Annotated in this window: 19 protein-coding genes; 10 read left to right on the top strand and 9 right to left on the bottom strand. The window is 73.5% G+C overall.

Annotated elements, in window-relative coordinates:
- Positions 1–15 precede the first annotated feature (15 nt).
- Both ACN28G_RS03435 and ACN28G_RS03430 read right to left on the bottom strand, forming a co-directional pair.
- On the bottom strand, positions 16–1,638 hold the full coding sequence (locus ACN28G_RS03435; RefSeq protein ID WP_421478401.1) for an acetolactate synthase: 1,623 nt from the start codon (positions 1,636–1,638) through the stop codon (positions 16–18).
- 74 nt (positions 1,639–1,712) lie between these two features.
- Complete coding sequence (locus ACN28G_RS03430) at positions 1,713–2,486, bottom strand: enoyl-CoA hydratase-related protein (RefSeq protein ID WP_091435389.1); 774 nt, start codon at positions 2,484–2,486, stop codon at positions 1,713–1,715.
- A gap of 96 nt (positions 2,487–2,582) precedes the next feature.
- On the opposite strand from ACN28G_RS03430, the gene ACN28G_RS03425 reads away from it, so the two are divergent.
- The 3 genes from ACN28G_RS03425 to ACN28G_RS03415 all read left to right on the top strand — a co-directional run bounded on the left by ACN28G_RS03425 (position 2,583) and on the right by ACN28G_RS03415 (position 4,535).
- A complete protein-coding gene (locus ACN28G_RS03425; protein ID WP_091435388.1) occupies positions 2,583–3,050 on the top strand; it encodes a DUF6232 family protein in 468 nt (155 codons plus the stop codon).
- Positions 3,051–3,112: 62 nt separating this feature from the next.
- A complete protein-coding gene (locus ACN28G_RS03420; RefSeq protein WP_091435387.1) occupies positions 3,113–3,592 on the top strand; it encodes a DUF6232 family protein in 480 nt (159 codons plus the stop codon).
- A 46-nt stretch (positions 3,593–3,638) separates the two neighbouring features.
- On the top strand, positions 3,639–4,535 hold the full coding sequence (locus ACN28G_RS03415; RefSeq protein ID WP_421478400.1) for a hypothetical protein: 897 nt from the start codon (positions 3,639–3,641) through the stop codon (positions 4,533–4,535).
- Positions 4,536–4,594: 59 nt separating this feature from the next.
- Here ACN28G_RS03415 and ACN28G_RS03410 read toward each other — a convergent pair whose 3' ends face one another.
- Genes ACN28G_RS03410 through ACN28G_RS03400 form a run of 3 tightly spaced genes read right to left on the bottom strand, consistent with a single transcriptional unit; the run spans position 4,595 to position 6,766 of the window.
- Positions 4,595–5,002 carry a YccF domain-containing protein gene (locus ACN28G_RS03410; protein ID WP_091435385.1) on the bottom strand — a complete coding sequence of 136 codons (408 nt, stop codon included), beginning with the start codon at positions 5,000–5,002 and terminating at the stop codon, positions 4,595–4,597.
- 22 nt (positions 5,003–5,024) lie between these two features.
- A complete protein-coding gene (locus ACN28G_RS03405; protein WP_091435384.1) occupies positions 5,025–5,921 on the bottom strand; it encodes a ribokinase in 897 nt (298 codons plus the stop codon).
- Between the two features lie 2 nt (positions 5,922–5,923).
- A complete protein-coding gene (locus ACN28G_RS03400; protein WP_091435383.1) occupies positions 5,924–6,766 on the bottom strand; it encodes an ABC transporter ATP-binding protein in 843 nt (280 codons plus the stop codon).
- Positions 6,767–6,896: 130 nt separating this feature from the next.
- Here ACN28G_RS03400 and ACN28G_RS03395 point away from each other — a divergent pair, with 130 nt between their 5' ends.
- Both ACN28G_RS03395 and ACN28G_RS03390 read left to right on the top strand, forming a co-directional pair.
- The gene (locus ACN28G_RS03395; protein WP_421478399.1) at positions 6,897–7,895 is read left to right on the top strand and encodes an ATP-binding cassette domain-containing protein; all 999 of its coding nucleotides are present in this window, start codon (positions 6,897–6,899) and stop codon (positions 7,893–7,895) included.
- A complete protein-coding gene (locus ACN28G_RS03390) occupies positions 7,892–8,896 on the top strand; it encodes an ABC transporter permease subunit (protein WP_091435381.1) in 1,005 nt (334 codons plus the stop codon). Before ACN28G_RS03395 ends, ACN28G_RS03390 begins: the two co-directional genes overlap by 4 nt.
- A gap of 60 nt (positions 8,897–8,956) precedes the next feature.
- Here ACN28G_RS03390 and ACN28G_RS03385 read toward each other — a convergent pair whose 3' ends face one another.
- Positions 8,957–10,132, bottom strand: coding sequence for an ROK family transcriptional regulator (locus ACN28G_RS03385; RefSeq protein ID WP_421478398.1), 1,176 nt, complete (start codon positions 10,130–10,132; stop codon positions 8,957–8,959).
- Between the two features lie 121 nt (positions 10,133–10,253).
- Here ACN28G_RS03385 and ACN28G_RS03380 point away from each other — a divergent pair, with 121 nt between their 5' ends.
- On the top strand, positions 10,254–11,705 hold the full coding sequence (locus ACN28G_RS03380; RefSeq protein ID WP_421478397.1) for a glycoside hydrolase family 3 protein: 1,452 nt from the start codon (positions 10,254–10,256) through the stop codon (positions 11,703–11,705).
- Positions 11,706–11,711: 6 nt separating this feature from the next.
- Here ACN28G_RS03380 and ACN28G_RS03375 read toward each other — a convergent pair whose 3' ends face one another.
- Entirely contained in the window at positions 11,712–12,374 is a 663-nt protein-coding gene (locus ACN28G_RS03375; protein WP_091435378.1) for a GNAT family N-acetyltransferase, read from the bottom strand.
- A gap of 269 nt (positions 12,375–12,643) precedes the next feature.
- Here ACN28G_RS03375 and ACN28G_RS03370 point away from each other — a divergent pair, with 269 nt between their 5' ends.
- The 4 genes from ACN28G_RS03370 (at position 12,644) to ACN28G_RS03355 (ending at position 15,390) form a co-directional block, all read left to right on the top strand.
- On the top strand, positions 12,644–12,847 hold the full coding sequence (locus ACN28G_RS03370; protein ID WP_091435377.1) for a hypothetical protein: 204 nt from the start codon (positions 12,644–12,646) through the stop codon (positions 12,845–12,847).
- Positions 12,848–12,963: 116 nt separating this feature from the next.
- Positions 12,964–13,482: a hypothetical protein gene (locus tag ACN28G_RS03365; protein WP_091435376.1), complete on the top strand. Its 519-nt coding sequence runs from the start codon at positions 12,964–12,966 to the stop codon at positions 13,480–13,482.
- A gap of 201 nt (positions 13,483–13,683) precedes the next feature.
- Positions 13,684–14,919: a hypothetical protein gene (locus tag ACN28G_RS03360; RefSeq protein WP_091435375.1), complete on the top strand. Its 1,236-nt coding sequence runs from the start codon at positions 13,684–13,686 to the stop codon at positions 14,917–14,919.
- Between the two features lie 288 nt (positions 14,920–15,207).
- Positions 15,208–15,390 (top strand): hypothetical protein, encoded by a 183-nt coding sequence (locus ACN28G_RS03355; protein WP_421478396.1) that lies wholly within the window; start codon positions 15,208–15,210, stop codon positions 15,388–15,390.
- Between the two features lie 15 nt (positions 15,391–15,405).
- On the opposite strand, the gene ACN28G_RS03350 is transcribed toward ACN28G_RS03355, so the two are convergent.
- Positions 15,406–15,618: a hypothetical protein gene (locus tag ACN28G_RS03350; protein WP_091435372.1), complete on the bottom strand. Its 213-nt coding sequence runs from the start codon at positions 15,616–15,618 to the stop codon at positions 15,406–15,408.
- Positions 15,619–15,649: 31 nt separating this feature from the next.
- On the bottom strand, positions 15,650–16,159 hold the full coding sequence (locus ACN28G_RS03345; protein WP_091435371.1) for an NUDIX domain-containing protein: 510 nt from the start codon (positions 16,157–16,159) through the stop codon (positions 15,650–15,652).
- Positions 16,160–16,178 lie beyond the last annotated feature (19 nt).

The raw sequence follows: 16,178 nt of genomic DNA, 5'->3' as shown, positions 1-16,178 counted from the left end.
CCGGACCGGGACGGCTCAGGCCAGGTTCGACGAGCGGGGGTACGCGTCCGCCGGATCGGTGAGCACGTTCACCAGGTACGGCACCCCGGCGGCGAAGGCCCGGTCCAGGGCCGGTGCCAGGTCGGCCGCCTTGGCCACCGTCTCCCCGGCCCCGCCGAGCGCCTCGACCACCCGGTCGTAGCGCAGCTCGGGTTGCAGGTCGGCGGCGACGTCGTAGCCGTACATGGCCCGCATGGGGTGCTTCTCCAGACCCCAGATGCCGTTGTTGCCGACCACGATCACCACCGGGAGCCGTTGGCGGGCCAACGACTCGACGTCCATCAACGAGAAGCCGGCCGCGCCGTCGCCCATCAACACGCAGATCTGCCGGTCGGGGTGGCTGACCCGGGCCCCCATCGCATATCCCAGGCCGGTGCCGAGGCAGCCGTACGGGCCGGGGTCGAGCCAGCTGCCGGGCTGTGCCGGCTCCAGGTACTTGCCGGCGTACGAGACGAAGTCGCCGCCGTCGCCGATGGTGATCGCGTCGGGGTCGAGGACCCGACGCAGCTCCCCGTAGATCCGGGCCGGCCGGATCGGGTCGGTCTCGGCGGCCATCGCCTCGGCGTCGCGGGCCCGGGCCGCCTCCTCGGCGTCGCGCAGGGTGGCGATCCAGTCGGTGTGGTCGACCCGGTCGCCCCGGTGGTCGGCGAAGGCGGTGAGGATCAGCCGCAGGTCCCCGGCGGGGCTGGCGGCCGGCTGCAGGTGGGTGGCCCGCTGGCTGGGGGCGTCGACCACGTGCACCACCTGCGCGTCGCCGAAGTCGCCGAAGCCGAGCCGGAAGTCCAGCGGGGTGCCGACCACGGCCACCACGTCGGCGCCGCCGAGGGCGACCCGGCGGGCCTTGGCGAAGGCGAGCGGGTGGCCGGGCGGCAGCGCCCCCCGGCCCATGCCGTTGGTGAAGACGGGCACCCGCAACGCCTCGGCGGCGGCGCGCAGCGCCTCGACCGCGTCGCCGCCCCAGACGTCGGAGCCGGCGACGATGACCGGACGGCTGGCACCGGCGAGCAGCTCGACCGCCCGGGTGACCTCCGCCGGGTCGGCCTCGACCGGGACGATCGGGGCGGCCTGCGGGGCGTCGGCGTCGGCCACCGAGAAGATCGTCTCCAGCGGGAAGTCCAGGAAGACCGGGCCCCGGTGCGGGGTGAGCGCGGCGGTCAGCGCGGCGGAGACCGCCCGGGGGATGTCGTCGGTGCTGAACACCGTCTCGGCGTGCTTGGTGACCGGGGCGACCAGCGGCAGGTGGTCCATCTCCTGCAGGCTGCCCGAGCCCCAGCGGAATGCCGGTGCCCTGCCCCCGAGCACCAGCACCGGAGAGGCGTTGAAGTAGGCGCTGGTCAGCCCGGAGATGCCGTTGGTGACGCCCGGGCCGGCGGTGAGCACGGCCAGGCCGGGGCGGCGCTGCAGCTTGGCCACCGCCTCGGCGGCGAAGACCGCGGTCTGCTCGTGGCGGACGTCGTAGATGGGGAAGTCGGACCCGTGCGCGGCGTCGTAGAGCGGGAAGACGTGCCCGCCGGAGAGGGTGAACATCTCGCGTACGCCGTACGCGCGCAGCGCCGCGAGCGCCAACTCCCCGCCGTGCCCCTCGATCCGCTCCGCCATCGCCGCTCCCCCTCCGTCAGCCCCGACCGGAGTCCCACGTTACTGGCCGGTAAGCGGAATGTGAACCGCCCGGGTCAGCGGCCGGTGAAGTCCGGCCGGCGTTTCTCGACGAAGGCCGCCATGCCCTCCCGCCGGTCGTCGGTGGCGAACAACGCGGCGAAGAGCTGGCTCTCCCAGGCCAGGCCGGAGGTGAGGTCCATGTCCAGGCCGCCGTCGACCGCCAGCTTCGCCGCCCGCAGGGCCTGCACCGGACCGCTCAGGTACGGCGTGACCAGCTCGACGGCGGTCGCGTACACCTCGGCCGCCGGGGCGACCCGGTCGGCCAGACCGATCCGCAGCGCCTCCTCGGCGTCGACCATCCGACCCGACATGATCAGATCCTTGGCCCGGGCCGGGCCGACCAGGCGGGCCAGCCGCTGGGTGCCGCCGGCACCGGGGATGACACCGAGCCTGATCTCCGGCTGGCCGAGCTTGGCGTCGGCGGCCACCACCCGCCAGTCGCAGGCCAGGGCCAGCTCACAGCCGCCACCGAGGGCGTACCCGGTGATCGCCGCGACCACCGGCTTGGGGATCCGGGCGATCGCGCCGAGGGCGCTGGAGAGGTCGGCCGCCCGACCGGCCATGTCCACGTAGGACATATCGGCCATCTCCTTGATGTCCGCGCCGGCGGCGAAGACCTTCTCCCCGCCGTACACGATGACGGCGCGGACCCCGGGATCGGCGGTGGCCGCCGTGGCGGCGGCCCGCAACTCCTCCTGGACCTGGGTGTTCAGAGCGTTCATCGGCGGCCGGTCCAACCGGATGGTGCCGATGCCGTCCCTGGTCTCCAGCCGCACGAACTCGCCCACGCCGCACCTCTCGCTTCCTCGTCGAAGTCGTGCCAACCTTACGGCCCGGATCGTTGCAGACGTAGTGTGGTGTCAGCCCCAGCCTGCGGAGATGCGATGACCACGTACTACGACGACCGGGGCGTCCGGGTCACCACCACCGCGATCCGGGTGCACGAGCGGACCTTCCCGTTGGCCGAGATCAGCGCGGTGTGGCACCGGCAGGGCAGTCGGTCCTGGCGGGTGCTGGCCGGCCGGGGCGCGCTCGGCGCGGCGCTGGCCGCTCCGCTGGTCGCCGCGCTGCTCGGCATCGCGTTGGCGCTCTGGCTGGACCGCTCCCCGACCGTCACCGTCGCCATCGTCGGTGCGGCCACCCTGGTCGGCCTCGGCGTCGGCCCGCTCGCCGACTTCCTCTTCGAGTACCTGGACCGCTCCTACGCGCGCGGCAGCCGGGAGCGCGAGCTGTGGGTCCGCTGGCGGGGCACCCCGGTACGGCTGCTGACCACCCCGGACGCGTTGCGCTTCGGGCAGATCTACCGGGCCGTGCAACGGGCGGTGGAGCAGCAGCCGGCCCCGCGCCCCTGAGGTGTCGACGGTCGGACCGCTCGCCGGGCGGCGGATTCGCCCGGCAGTGGTTAGGCTTAGTGATGACCCTCTATTACCGGGACGACGCGGTGCAGGTGACCTCCGAGTCGATCCGGTCCGGTGGCCTGGCCGTCCCGATCGACGAGGTGACGTACGTCTGGCACGCGCGGGGGCGCAAGACCCTCGCCGTCCGGGGCCGGGTGCTCGGCCGGGGCGTGCTGGTCCTGCTCCTGTCGTTACCACCACTGGTCGCGCTGGTCTGCGTGGTCTCCCTGCTCTGGTCGGCACAGGACCGGGGCAACTGGACCACGGTGTTGATCATCCTGGCCACCTTCGCGGTCGGTGCCCTGGCCCTGACCCCCTTCCTGGAGCTGCCGCTGAGCTGGCTCGACCGCTCCTACGAGCGCGGCAACCAGGTGCAGGAGCTGTGGGTGCAGCACCTGGGCCGGGAGGTGATGCTGTTGCGCACCCCCGACGCGCTGCGGTTCGGGCAGATCTACCGGGCCGTGCAGCGCGCCATCGAGCAGCGGGGAGAACGGTGACCCGCCGGGTGGGCCGGACCGGCCGGCCCGGCGCACACTGGGTGTCATGGCGATCCCCCTTCCCCGGCCGGCCGCGATGGTCGGCCTCACCCGCTCCGCCGTCGACCAGGCGCTCGGTTCGGCCGCGTCCCTCGCCGCCGTGCCGACCCGCGCCTTCGCGGTGCTCGACGGCGTGGACGCGCTGCTGACCCGGATCAACGGGGTGGTGGACCGGATCGAGCAGACCCTGGAACGCACCGACCGGGTGCTCGACGACGCCGAAACGGCGGTGCGCGAGGTGGCGGTGATCAGCGCCGCGGCGACCACCGCGATCCAGAACGCCACCACGGTCGCCACCGCGGCGGCGGTGGTGGTCGGCGAGGCGGAGCGGGTCTCGGCCGCCGCGGCCGTGGTGGTGGCGCAGGCCGAGCAGGTGTCCACCCGGGCCCGGACCATGGTGGACCGCGCCGACGAGGTGGCCTCGGCCGCCGGTGGCGTGGTGAGTCGGGCCGACGGGGTGGCCTCGGCCGCCGGTGGCGTGGTGAGTCGCGCCGACGGGGTGGCCTCGGCCGCCGGCACGGTGGTGGCCGAGGCGCAGACGGTGGCCGGGTCGGCGGCCGGCACGGTCGCCACCGCCCGGGACGCCGCGTCGACCGCCGCCGAACTCCTCGCCGCCTACGAGGCGACGCTGCGGCGGGCCGCCCCGATGGCGGGCCGCTTCGTCGAGCAGCTCAGCCACGAGGAGGTGACCGCCGCGATCCGCCTGGTCGACGAGTTGCCCAAGCTCAAGGAGCACCTCACGGCGGACATCCTGCCCATCCTGGCCACCCTCGACCGGGTCGGTCCGGACCTGCACGAGCTGCTCGACGTGACCCGCGACCTCAAGCTCGCCGTGGCCGGCGTCCCCGGCCTGGGGATGCTGCGGCGGCGGGGCGAACGGCTCACCGACGACAACGCCCGCTGAGCCGGCCGACCGCCGGCCCGGGGCGGGCGGTCAGGCGCGGTCACACCGGGGCGGGGCGGTCAGGCCGGGGCGACGCCGGGGCGGCGCAGGTCGTCGACCTCGACCACCTCCCGGCCGAGCGGCCAGAAGGCGGCCGGCACCAGCTTGAAGTTGGCCACCCCGAACGGGATGCCGATGATGGTCAGGCAGAGCGTCACCCCGGCCACCACGTGGCTCAGCGCCAGCCACCAGCCGGCCAGCACCACCCAGAGCACGTTGCCCAGCCCCGAGCCGAGCCCGACGCCCGGCTTCGGGACCAGGGTCCGGCCGAAGGGCCAGAGCGAGTACACGGCCAGCCGGAGCGAGGCCACCCCGAACGGGATCGTCACCACCAGGAGGAAGCACACCAGGGCGGCGACACCGTATCCGATCGCCAGCACCAGGCCGCCGCCGAAGATCAACCAGAGGACGTTCAGCAGGAAACGCATGCCCCAATGGTGCCCGGTGGGATCAACCGGACGAGGCGTACAGCTCGTCGATCTCGGCCCGCCGGGGCAGCGCCACCGACGCGCCGAGCCGGCGTACGCAGGCCGCACCGGCCGCCGCCGCCCAGCGGACCGCGTCGACGATCTCCCGCCCCTCACCCCAGGCCACCGCCAGCGCACCGGTGAAGGCGTCCCCGGCCGCGGTGGAGTCGACCACGTCGACGCGTACCGCCGGGACGTGCACGGCCAGCCCGTCCCGGTCGCCGTACCAGGCGCCCCGGCCGCTGAGCGTGAGCACCGCGCGGGGCACCAGCTCCAGCAGGGCGTACGGGTCGCCTGCGCGGCCGGTCAGCAACTGCGCCTCGGTCTCGTTGACCACCAGCAGGTCGACCGCGTCGAGCAGCTCCGGCGGCACCGACCGGGCCGGCGCCGCGTTCAGCACCACCCGGGTGCCGGCCTCCCGGGCGGCCAGCGCCGCCTCGGTCACCGTCGCCACCGGGATCTCCAGCTGCGCGACCAGGACATCGGCCTGGCGTACGCAGGTCAGCTCCCCCTCGGTGAGCCCGGTGAACGCGCCGTTGGCGCCGGGGGTGACCAGGATCGCGTTCTCCCCGTCGGCGCCGACCATGATCAGGGCTACGCCGGAGGCCCCGTACACCACCCGCAGGTGGCTGGTGTCCACCCCGGCGGCGGCGATCCGGGCGCGCAGGGTCACCCCGAAGGCGTCGGAGCCGATCGCGCCGAGGAAGGCACAGGACGCGCCGGCGCGTACCGCGGCCACCGCCTGGTTGGCGCCCTTGCCGCCGGGCACCATCACGAAGTCGTCGCCGAGCACCGTCTCGCCGGGCCGGGGCAGGCTGGGCGCGGTGGCCACCAGGTCCATGTTGGCGCTGCCCACGACGGCAACCCTGGGCTGCTCCACGATCAGGCGGCGCGGGCGGCGAAGCGGGCGCCGTGCCGGTCCACGGTCAGCGGCAGGCCGAAGGTCTTCGACAGGTTGTCAGCGGTGAGCGTCTGGTCGAGCAGACCCTGGGCGACCACCTGGCCGTCGCGCAGCAGCAGCGCGTGGGTGAAGCCCGGCGGGATCTCCTCCACGTGGTGGGTGACCAGCACCAGCGCGGGCGCGTCCGGGTCCTGGGCCAGCTCGGCGAGGCGGGCCACCAGGTCCTCGCGACCACCCAGGTCCAGCCCGGCGGCCGGCTCGTCGAGCAGCAGCAGCTCCGGGTCGGTCATCAACGCCCGGGCGATCTGCACCCGCTTGCGCTCACCCTCGGAGAGGGTGCCGTACGCCCGGTCGGCAAGCGAGCCCACGCCGAGCTGCTCCAGCAGGGCCCGGGCCCGACGCTCGTCGCCGGTGTCGTACTCCTCCCGCCAGCGGCCGACCACCGACCAGGCGGCGGTGACCACCACGTCGCTCACCCGCTCCTCGGCCGGCACCCGCTCGGCCAGCGCGGCGGTGCTCAGCCCGATCCGGGTCCGCAGCTCGTTGAGGTCGGTGCGGCCGATCCGCTCACCGAGCACGTGGGCGGTGCCGGTGGTCGGGTACAGCCGGCCGCCGGCCAGGTTGAGCAGGGTGGTCTTGCCCGCGCCGTTGGGCCCGAGCACCACCCAGCGCTCGTCCAGCTCGACCCGCCAGTCCACGTCGTGCAGCAGCGCGGTGCCGGAGCGGCGTACCCCGACACCATCGAGGCTGACCACCAGGTCGGCGTCCACGGACGACGATGCGGATGCGGCACCACCGGCGCCGGAGATCAGGTCAGTGTGCACCCGCCCATCCAATCACGCCCGCCGGGTCGCCCCCCACGGGCAAGGCGGCGGCCCTAGTCTGGAGCGCCGTGTCATTGATCACCACAACCGGAGGACGGTCCATGTCGTCACGGAGCAGCGGGCTGCCCGGATGAGCCCGGTCATCGAGATCTCCGGCCTGCGCAAGACGTTCCGCAGTCTGCGGCACGGTCGGCGGATCGCGGTCGACGGCTTCGACCTGCGGGTCGAGCCGGGGCAGATCCACGGGTTCCTCGGGCCGAACGGGTCCGGCAAGACCACCACGTTACGGGCGTTGCTCGGCCTGGTCCGCGCCGACGGCGGGCAGATGTCCGTGCTCGGCGCGCGGGCCCCGTACGACCTGCCCCGGGTGGCCGGTCGGGTCGGTGCGATCGTGGAGAGCCCACAGTTCTTCGGCAACTTCACCGCGCACCGCACGCTGCGGCTGCTCGCTCTGGCCGGCGGGGTGCCGACCAGCCGGGTGGACGAGGCGCTGGACCTGGTGGGCCTGCGTGAACGCGGCCACGAACGGGTCCGGGGCTACTCGCTCGGCATGCGGCAGCGACTCGCCGTGGCGTCGGCCCTGCTCAAGGATCCGGAGCTGCTGATCCTCGACGAGCCGGCCAACGGGCTGGACCCGGCGGGCATCCGGGAGATGCGGGACCTGACCCGGTCCCTGGCCGCGACCGGGGTGACCGTGCTGATCTCCAGCCACATCCTCGCCGAGATCCAACTGATCTGCGACCACGTCACGATCATCTCCGACGGCCGTCAGGTGGCGGCCGGGCGGGTGGACGACGTGCTGGCCGGCTTCGACCGGCACGAGATCCGGGTCGGGGTGGCCGAGCCGGACCGGGCCGCCGAGCTGCTGCGCGGCGCCGGCCTGGCCGTCGAGACGCACCCGGACCACCTGGTCGTCGGCGCGGTGGCGGACCCGGAACTGATCGCCCGGACCCTCGGCGAGCAGGGCGTCTGGGTACGTGAGCTGACCCCGCTCCGCCCCGACCTGGAGAGCGCCTTCCTGGAGCTGACCGGGGCCCCGACGGATCCGCTGCTGCCCCGGCAGCACCCCGGTGAACCCGTGATCGACCTCGGTACGCCCACCCACCCGGCCACGGAGGTCGACGCGTGAACCTCGTCCGTGCCGAGCTGGAGCGGCTGGCCTCCCGCCGCTTCGTCCAGCTCATGATCGTGCTGCTGGTGCTCGCCTTCGGGGTGACCGCGACGACCACCGTGATCAGCTCGCACCGCCCGAGCGACGCCGAGGTGCAGGAGGCCCGCACGCAGGCCGCGCAGGAGATCCGGGCCATGGAGCTGGAGTACGAGCGCTGCGTCGCGGTACGACGCGGCGCGACCCTGCCCGGCGAGGAGCCGGAGGACTACCCCGCCGAGTGTTCGGTGCTCGACCCGGGCCAGCGGGACCGGTTGCCGGTCGCCGCGGACCATCTCAGCGGTGTGTTCACCTTCGCCGACGAGGCCCGGGGACTGCTGTACTTCCTCGTCGCCTTCCTGGTGCTGTTCGGTTTCCTGGTCGGCGCCTCGTACATCGGGGCCGACCTGAACTCCGGTGGGGTGGTCAACCTGCTGCTGTGGCGGCCCCGCCGGTTGACGGTGCTCACCGCCAAGCTCGGCACCCTGCTCGGCGCGGTCCTGCTGCTGTCGCTGGTCGCCTCGGCCGGTTATCTCGGCACGTTCTGGTTGATCGGTCAGTCCGCCGGGCTGCCGGGCAACCTCGACGGGGAGTTCTGGCAGTCGCTGGCCACCCGGCACGGCCGGGGGCTGGTGCTGGTGCTGCTGGCCACCGTCCTGGGCTTCGCGCTGGCCACCCTGGGGCGGCACACCGCGGCGGCGCTGGGCACGGTGGCGGCGTACGCGGTGGTGTGGGAGCTGGGCGCCCGGCTGGTGATGGAGCTGGTGGACGTCCGTCAGGTCGACAGGTGGATGCTCTCCAGCCACCTCATCGCCTGGTTGACCGGCCGGTACGCGTTCTGGGGCGAGATGGTCTGCGGCCCGGACGGCTGCACCGGCGAGTTCGTGCTGACGGCCCGCACGGCGCTGGTGGTGCTGCTCGGGCTGACCGGTGGGCTCTGCCTGGCCGCGTTCGCCGCCTTCCGCCGCCGGGACCTGATCTGAACGGCGGAAGCCGGGCCCTGATCTGAACGGCGGAAGCAGGGACCTGAGCCGGGCGGCGGGTCAGCCGACCGTGGAGCCGAACACCTCGTCGCGGACCGCGTCCAACGCGGTCCGCAGCGCACCCTGCAGGATCGGCTCCTCGGTCAGCCCGGTGGCCACCACCCGGGGCGTCACCAGCGTGATCGCGGCCACCTCGTGCTGCACCCGGTCGGCCAGCGCCGCTCCGCCGGCCTGGCCGATCTCACCGGCCAGAACCACCAACGGCGGGTCGAGCACCACACAGGTGCTCGCCACGCCGAGGGCCAGCCGGCGGGCCAACTCGTCGAGGAACGCCTCCCCGGGCGCACCGGCGGTGGTGGCGGCGCGTACCGCGTCGGCGGCGCTGGGCGCGTCGAGGCCGTGTTCGCGGGCCACCGCCCGGACCGTGTCGGCGGCGGCGAGCTGCTGGAACGCCGGCTTGGCCCGGCGGGACACGTCCCGGGGGATCGGCACCCCGGGCACCGGAAGGTACCCGATCTCGCCGGCTGCGCCGTGGCTGCCGTGGTGCAGCCGGCCACCGAGCATGATCGCCAGGCCGACACCGGCGCCGGCCCAGATCAGGGCGAAGTCGCCGACCCCGCGCGCCGCACCGGACTGCGCCTCGGCGACCGCCGCGAGGTTGACGTCGTTCTCGAAGACCACCGGGGTGTGCAGGTCGTCCCGGAGCGCGGCGAGCAGGCCCCGGTGCCAGCGCGGCAGGTTGAAGGCGAAGGTGATGTCGCCGGTGCCGGGGTCGACCAGGCCGGGGGTGCCCAGCACGATCCGCCGGACGCCGGCCAGTTCCGCCCCGGCGCTGGCGACCGCCTGGACCACCGCGTTGTGCACCACGCCCACCGGGTCGTCGGTGTCCCGGGTGGACTGCTCGACATGGCCGACCACCGCGCCGGTGATGTCGGCGCAGGCGGCCACCACCCGGTCCGGGCCGACGTCCACCCCGACCACGTACGCGCTGCCCGGGCGGACGGCGTAGAGCTGGGCGTTCGGCCCGCGTCCACCGGCCTGCTCGCCGACCCGGGCGACCAGCCCCCGCTCCTCCAGCCGCTCGACCAGCTGCGAGGCGGTCACCTTGGACAGCCCGGTCAGCTCGCCGATCCGGGCCCGGGTGAGGGGGCCGCGTTCGAGTAGCAACTCCAGCGCCGCGCGGTCGTTGAGTGCCCGCAGCAGGCGGGGCGTACCGGGCAGCCGGGTCGTACTCATGCTGTGTCCTCTGGTTTTCGTAAAATCCGATGACCGCGCGCCGCCGGGCGGGCGGTGCCCAAAGCGTAACGGCCGCCCGGTGGCCGGCCGGGCCGCCAGGTGGACCGGAGAGGGGGTACGGGTGGATCGAGGACTGCGCCGGTTGGTGCTCGGCACGCTGCTCGCCGCGTACCCCGGGCCGGTACCGCCGGACTGGGCGGTCGGGCTGGTCGCCGACGGGCTGGCCGGGCACGTCCTGTTCGGCCGCAACGTGCACACCCCGGAGCAGGTCGCGGCGAGCACCGCCGTGCTGCGGGCCGCCCGCGCCGACGTCCTGGTCGCGATCGACGAGGAGGGTGGGGACGTCACCCGGCTGGCGCACGCCACCGGCAGCCCGTACCCGGGCAACGCCGCCCTCGGCGTGGTCGACGACCCGACGCTCACCCGCCGGGTGCACGAGGCGATCGGGTCCGAGCTGGCCCGGCTCGGCATCGGCGTGAACCTGGCCCCGACTGTCGACGTCAACACCGCCGACGACAACCCGGTGATCGGTACCCGGTCGTTCGGGGCCGATCCGGCCCGGGTGGCCGCGCACTCGGCCGCGGCGGTGCTCGGGCTGCAGGCCGCCGGGGTGGCCGCCTGCGCCAAGCACTTCCCCGGCCACGGCGCGACAGTCGTCGACTCGCACCACGAACTGCCCACCGTGGACGTCTCGCCGGCGGTGCTGCGCGAGCGCGACCTGCCGCCGTTCGCCGCGGTGGTGGCGGCCGGCAGCCGGGCCGTGATGACCGCGCACATCCGGGTGCCCCGGCTCACCGGCGACGACCCGGCCACCTTCAGCCGGGCGGCCCTGGTCGACCTGCTGCGCGGCGAGTACGGCTTCACCGGCACGCTGGTCACCGACGCGCTGGAGATGCGGGGCGCGGCGCTGGCCGCCGGTGGGATCGGGCCGGGCGCCGTCCGGGCGCTGGCCGCCGGGGCGGACCTGCTCTGCCTCGGCGCGCGGGTCGACGCCGCGCTCGTCGAACGGGTGGTCGGGGAGGTCGTCGACGCGCTCACCGACGGTCGGTTGGACCGGGCCCGCGTCGAGCAGGCCGCCGCCCGCACCGCCGCCCTCGCCGCGCCCGTCCCGGCCACCGCCGCAGCACCCGAGCCCGATCTGGGGTACGCCGCGGCACGCCGCGCGGTGCGGGTGGAGGGGACCGTCGCCGGGCTGGCGGACCCGCTGGTGGTGCAGGTGCACGCCGCCTCGACCGTCGCCGAGGGACGGGTCCCCTGGGGGCTGGGGCCGCACCTGGCCGACGCCGAGCAGGTCCGGGTGGTCGCCGCCGACGCCGACCCGGCCGCGCTGCGGCAGCTCGCCGGGGACCGGCCGATCGTGCTGGTCGGCCGGCACCTGCACCGGGTTCCCGGCGGGTCGGCGCTGGTCGAGGCGTTGGCCGCCACCGGACCGGTGACGGTTGTCGAGCTGGGCTGGCCGGGCGGTTGGCGGCCGAGCGGCGTCCGGGCGTTCGTCACCACGTACGGGGCCAGCCACGCCAACGCTCGGGCGGCGGCGGAGGTGCTCGGCCTGGCCACCGACCGGGGGCGCTGATCCGGCTCAGTCCGGGTACACGCCGTAGGCCCGCCAGCCCCGGTCCGGGAAACCCGCCGCCTCGGCCACCCGCGCCGAGGCCAGGTTGCCGACGTCGTGCAGGTAGGTAGGCACCGCTCCCTCGTCGAGCACCCGCCGGGCGGCCTGGGCGACCAGCCGTCGGGCCAGCCCCCGGCCCCGGGCGTCGGGCACCGTGCCCACCGCCAGCTCGTGCCCGTACGCGTCGTGCCGTTTGATGCCCACCCCGGCCAGGTACCGGCCGTCGACATCCCGCACCACCAGCACGTCCCGGTCGAACAGCCGCAGCCAGTGGGGCAGCCCGGGAGCCGTCGGCGGGGTCCACCGGCCGGCGTCGGGCAGCCGCGCCGGGGACCGGGTCCACCGGAAGGCACCGTCGTGGACCGTCCAGGCCGGGTAGCCGACCGCCTCGGGCAACCCCGGCAGGAACCGCCGCGCCGGCACCCCGACCAGCGCCCGGACCGCGACTACCCGGTCCGGCGGCACGGAAAGCACCGTGACGCCCTCGGCGGCGACGGCGAGCGCCGGCCGGGCCCGGCCGTCCCAGGCCGGTCGGGCCCGCCGGGGCGAGCCGACCACGTGCCGTCCGGGACCGGCCGGCCACTGCCCCAGCCAGGTCACCAGGTGCAGGAACAACCGCCGATCGAACACCCGCAGTCACCTCACCGAAACATGTCGGCCCGCCGGCCGGCGTACTGGACCCGTGCCCCGGATCATCCCCCGGATCGGCGTGACGGCGGGGGAGGTCGGCCGATCGGGCAGGTCCAGGCGATTGCCGGCGCGCACCAACGGTGCAGCCGTACCGTGCTTCGTCGACGTTGCGGGTTGGTGACAAAGGCGACTTCGGGGAACCAGAAACATCGACCGAGCGTCATATTCATTTTCATACATGGACAACTTTCTCTGGGACGGTAAAGGGCATGCCGAATCAGCCGAACGAGCGGTACCAGCAGGACACCGGGCACCTCTGGCGGGAGCCGGAGTCGACCGGGCGGCTCCCGGCGCAGCCGCCGTACCATCGCGTCCGCACCTCGCGTGGCCCGAACGCCGCGCTCTCCTGGCACGAGCTGAACAAGCTGCCGGCCGGCAGGTCCGCCCCGGGCGGCCTGCCCCGGGCCAGCTGATCCGGCCGAAGTGGAACCGGCGACACTCCCGGGCGGCGCACCCCACGGTCTTCGCACACCTGTCGGGTAACTTCTCCTGGTCCGAGAAACGGTGTACGACAGGAGAAGCTCCGCGCATGGGCAAGAAGACGATCCACGTCTCCGACTTCACTGGCACGGTCCTGCAAGCCGACGACGAGGTGGTCCGCGTCGTCGTCCTGGAGCACCCTGACCTGGTCGCCGGCCCTGTGCAGCTGGACGCCACCCCGGCCGAGATCGAGAGCATCGACGACGCCGCGCTGGACGTCGCGGTGGTCGAGGTCCACGACCGGCACGGCGGCGACGAGCCGCGTCGGGTGGTGCTCACCGCCAGTGAGTTCGACGCGATGGCTACCGACACGCCGATGGCCCAGTTGCTGCGTACCGCCGAGCGGGTCAAGCCGCCCCGGGCCCGCAAGGGCGCCGAGAAGATCGACTACGGCACCGTCGAGCACGCCGGCAAGCCGCACCGGGGCCGGGTCACCGAGGAGGAGGCCCGGATCGTCCGCGACCAGCTCGACGAGGTCAACAAGCGCCTCGCCGACGCCGGTCTGCGGCAGGTCGACCCGACCGACCCGGAGCACGCCAGCCGGTACGGCTTCCCCACCCCGGCCTGACCCCACCCGCGTCACCCCGCGTCAACCCGTCAGCCCCGACCGCCCGTCGTGCCGCACCCCGGCGCGGCGGGCGGTCGCCGTACGCGGGAAACGTTTGATTACTTCGATGAGCTTCGATACATTTCGGGCGTCCGGGGAATGCGCTTGCCACCACCACCGCCAGCGCTCCCACCCTGCCGCGAAGCACCCGGAGGAGCATCCATGGCGCTCTCGACCCGCAGCAGACCCGCCCACCGCCGACGACTCACCCTGGCGGTCGCGACCGCGCTGACCCTCGTCGGGGTCGGCACCCTCGTCGCACCGACCCCCGCCACGGCCGCGACGGTCAACCCCAACCGCACCGCCGCGGCCGCGACTGTCGACCCCAACACCAACCCCGTCGCCAACGCCTGCGGCAGCGGCTCGTTCAACGCCGAGGCCGTGCTCAACGGCGGCACCTGGACCGCCCGCAACGGCAGCAGCACCGTCTACACCGGCGGCGACATGCGGGCCGCCGTGCAGGCCGCGATCGGCAGCCTCAGCGCCGGCCGGACCAGCAAGCAGCGGGTAGTCGTCCGGGGCTCCGGCACGATCAGCGCCAACTCCCGGATCTCACTGCCCAGCTACACCACGATCGACGTCTGCGGCACCATCAACGTCACCGGCTCCGGCTCCGGCGACCAAGCGCCGATCTACTCCCGCGGCACCACCCAGGTCGAGGTGCAGAACCTCGCCGTCACCGGCGCGCCGCTGTACGGGATCTTCCTGCGCAACGTCACCGACGTCGTCCTCGGCCAGATCGACATGCGGCTCTCCGGCGGCCTCGGCGTCCGCATCGACAACCGGGGCGACACCAGCCAGTGGTCCCGCAACATCCGGATCGACAACGTGTACGTCTCCGGCGCCAGCTCGCACGCCGTCGAGACGTACGGCGTCGACGGGCTGACCGTCGGCACGGTGACCGCCCGCAACGTCGGCGAGTCCGGCCTGCTGCTGAACCAGACGATCAACGCCACGGTCAACACCGTCGACGCGGAGAACGCCGGCACCGGCACCGGGTACGCCGCCTTCCGGATGGCCAACCGCAACGGCCGGATCGGCTCCAACTACCCGACAAACATCCGGGTCGGCACGGTCAAGGCACGCGGCGGCGGCCGGGGCATCTTCTGCGTCTCCGAGTCCGGTGGCGCCAGCATCGACCGGGTCGACATCGCCAACACCGGCAACAACGCCATCCTGATCGAGAACTGCTACGGGGTGAACATCGCCGCGAACGGCGGCACGATCAGCGGCGGCGGCGAGGTCCGGCTCGCGGCGCGAACCGAGTTCCCCGGCAACCGGGACATCGTCCTGCGCAACTTCACCCTGGTCAACAGCCGGATCCGGGAGAGCCCCTGCACCACCAACCTGACCATCAGCAACATCACCCTGAACAACTCGACGATCAACCGCTGCTGACCGGGGCCTGCCGGGTACACAGGTAAGAGCGGCCCCGCCCCGCCTCGTCGGGGGCAAGGCGACCTTGCCCCCGACGGTTCCTTCCGGTGATGCCGTGAATCACCGGACCGACCTACCCGCAGCCGGCAACACCACGTTCACCCGCAGCGGATACCCGACCTACATCGCAGCAGCGCCTCCTGGGGCCCGGCGGATCTCGATGTGGCGCACTGCTGCACCAATCTCGCGCTGCTGCACGGCCCAGCGTGGGGTCCGCGGTTCGCTCAGGCGTATGAGGAGGCCGGCGGGGTGCTGGCCGCCGCCGCGAGCGAGCGGTTGTACTGGCAGGTGCGGGACGCGCTGGCGTGCTCAGAAGAAGTGCAGGTGGTGGCGCAGCCATGGCGGGAAGCAGGCAGGACAGACCTGACGACGCGAGCCGTGAAGGAGCGGCTAGATGAATATGTCACCGCCCTGATGGACACGCTGGGCTGAGCCGAGTCGGGCCGGTCAATCTCTCCTGGCGGGACGTCGTGTTCCCGTCTTGCGAAAGATGGCGTGGGCGTGCGTGGTGGCGATGAGGGCGGTGTGTAGTACGCCCGTTCGAATGTTGGCGATAGCGATGGCCAGCGCACCGGGGGAACTGATGATCAGCAACATGATCCTGAACAACTTGACGATCAACCGGATCACCGGGTCTACGGCGGGGTGGAACACCAGCACCGGATCACCCCGGTGTGCGCGGGGAGGAGCCTCAGGCCGCCCCACCGGAGGAGCCCTCTGCTCCGTCAGGAATGCCGTCAGCGAGGTACACCGGGGAAAGGCGATCTCTTGCCTGGATGCCCGCGCGCACTCGCGGAGCGACACTCCGAGGAAGGCGTTCCTCGGCAGCCTGTGGCGTGAAGAAGCCGGCGTCCGACAGCTCTTGGCCGGGTAGGTTGACGCCGTCCAGATCCTTTATCACTCCGCAATCGAAGGTAAAGCTGACGAGAGCACGTGGCCGGTCACCGGCAGGAGACGCCCAGTCCACGATGAGCAGGGCACCCACGGCGATGACCAGACCTAGCTCCTCGTGGATCTCACGAGCGCAGGCACGGTGCGGATACTCGCCCTCTTCGACGTATCCCCCCGGGAAGGCCCAGTGATCGCGGTAGGTGGGCTTGACGAGTAGCAGCTTGTCGGCGGGGTCGGTGATCCAGGCGGCTGCGGCGGCATGGAAGGCCGGCAGGTTGGCGTACCAGATGGCGGGGTCCGTCCAGGTCACGTGGTGACGGTAGCGGACA

The sequence above is a fragment of the Micromonospora sp. WMMA1923 genome (assembly GCF_049179195.1).
Taxonomy (GTDB): Bacteria; Actinomycetota; Actinomycetes; order Mycobacteriales; family Micromonosporaceae; genus Micromonospora; species Micromonospora yangpuensis.
The sequence above is the reverse complement of the archived record's forward strand: the minus strand, read 5'-3'. Positions and strand labels throughout refer to the sequence as shown.

Excerpts from the sequence above, each read along its gene's own strand:
- ACN28G_RS03435 (WP_421478401.1), bottom strand. The coding sequence starts at position 1,638 with ATGGCGGAGCGGATCGAGGGGCACGGCGGGGAGTTGGCGCTCGCGGCG.
- ACN28G_RS03425 (WP_091435388.1), top strand. The coding sequence starts at position 2,583 with ATGACCACGTACTACGACGACCGGGGCGTCCGGGTCACCACCACCGCG.
- ACN28G_RS03420 (WP_091435387.1), top strand. The coding sequence starts at position 3,113 with ATGACCCTCTATTACCGGGACGACGCGGTGCAGGTGACCTCCGAGTCG.
- ACN28G_RS03415 (WP_421478400.1), top strand. The coding sequence starts at position 3,639 with ATGGCGATCCCCCTTCCCCGGCCGGCCGCGATGGTCGGCCTCACCCGC.
- ACN28G_RS03410 (WP_091435385.1), bottom strand. The coding sequence starts at position 5,002 with ATGCGTTTCCTGCTGAACGTCCTCTGGTTGATCTTCGGCGGCGGCCTG.
- ACN28G_RS03395 (WP_421478399.1), top strand. The coding sequence starts at position 6,897 with ATGAGCCCGGTCATCGAGATCTCCGGCCTGCGCAAGACGTTCCGCAGT.
- ACN28G_RS03385 (WP_421478398.1), bottom strand. The coding sequence starts at position 10,132 with ATGAGTACGACCCGGCTGCCCGGTACGCCCCGCCTGCTGCGGGCACTC.
- ACN28G_RS03370 (WP_091435377.1), top strand. The coding sequence starts at position 12,644 with ATGCCGAATCAGCCGAACGAGCGGTACCAGCAGGACACCGGGCACCTC.
- ACN28G_RS03365 (WP_091435376.1), top strand. The coding sequence starts at position 12,964 with ATGGGCAAGAAGACGATCCACGTCTCCGACTTCACTGGCACGGTCCTG.
- ACN28G_RS03360 (WP_091435375.1), top strand. The coding sequence starts at position 13,684 with ATGGCGCTCTCGACCCGCAGCAGACCCGCCCACCGCCGACGACTCACC.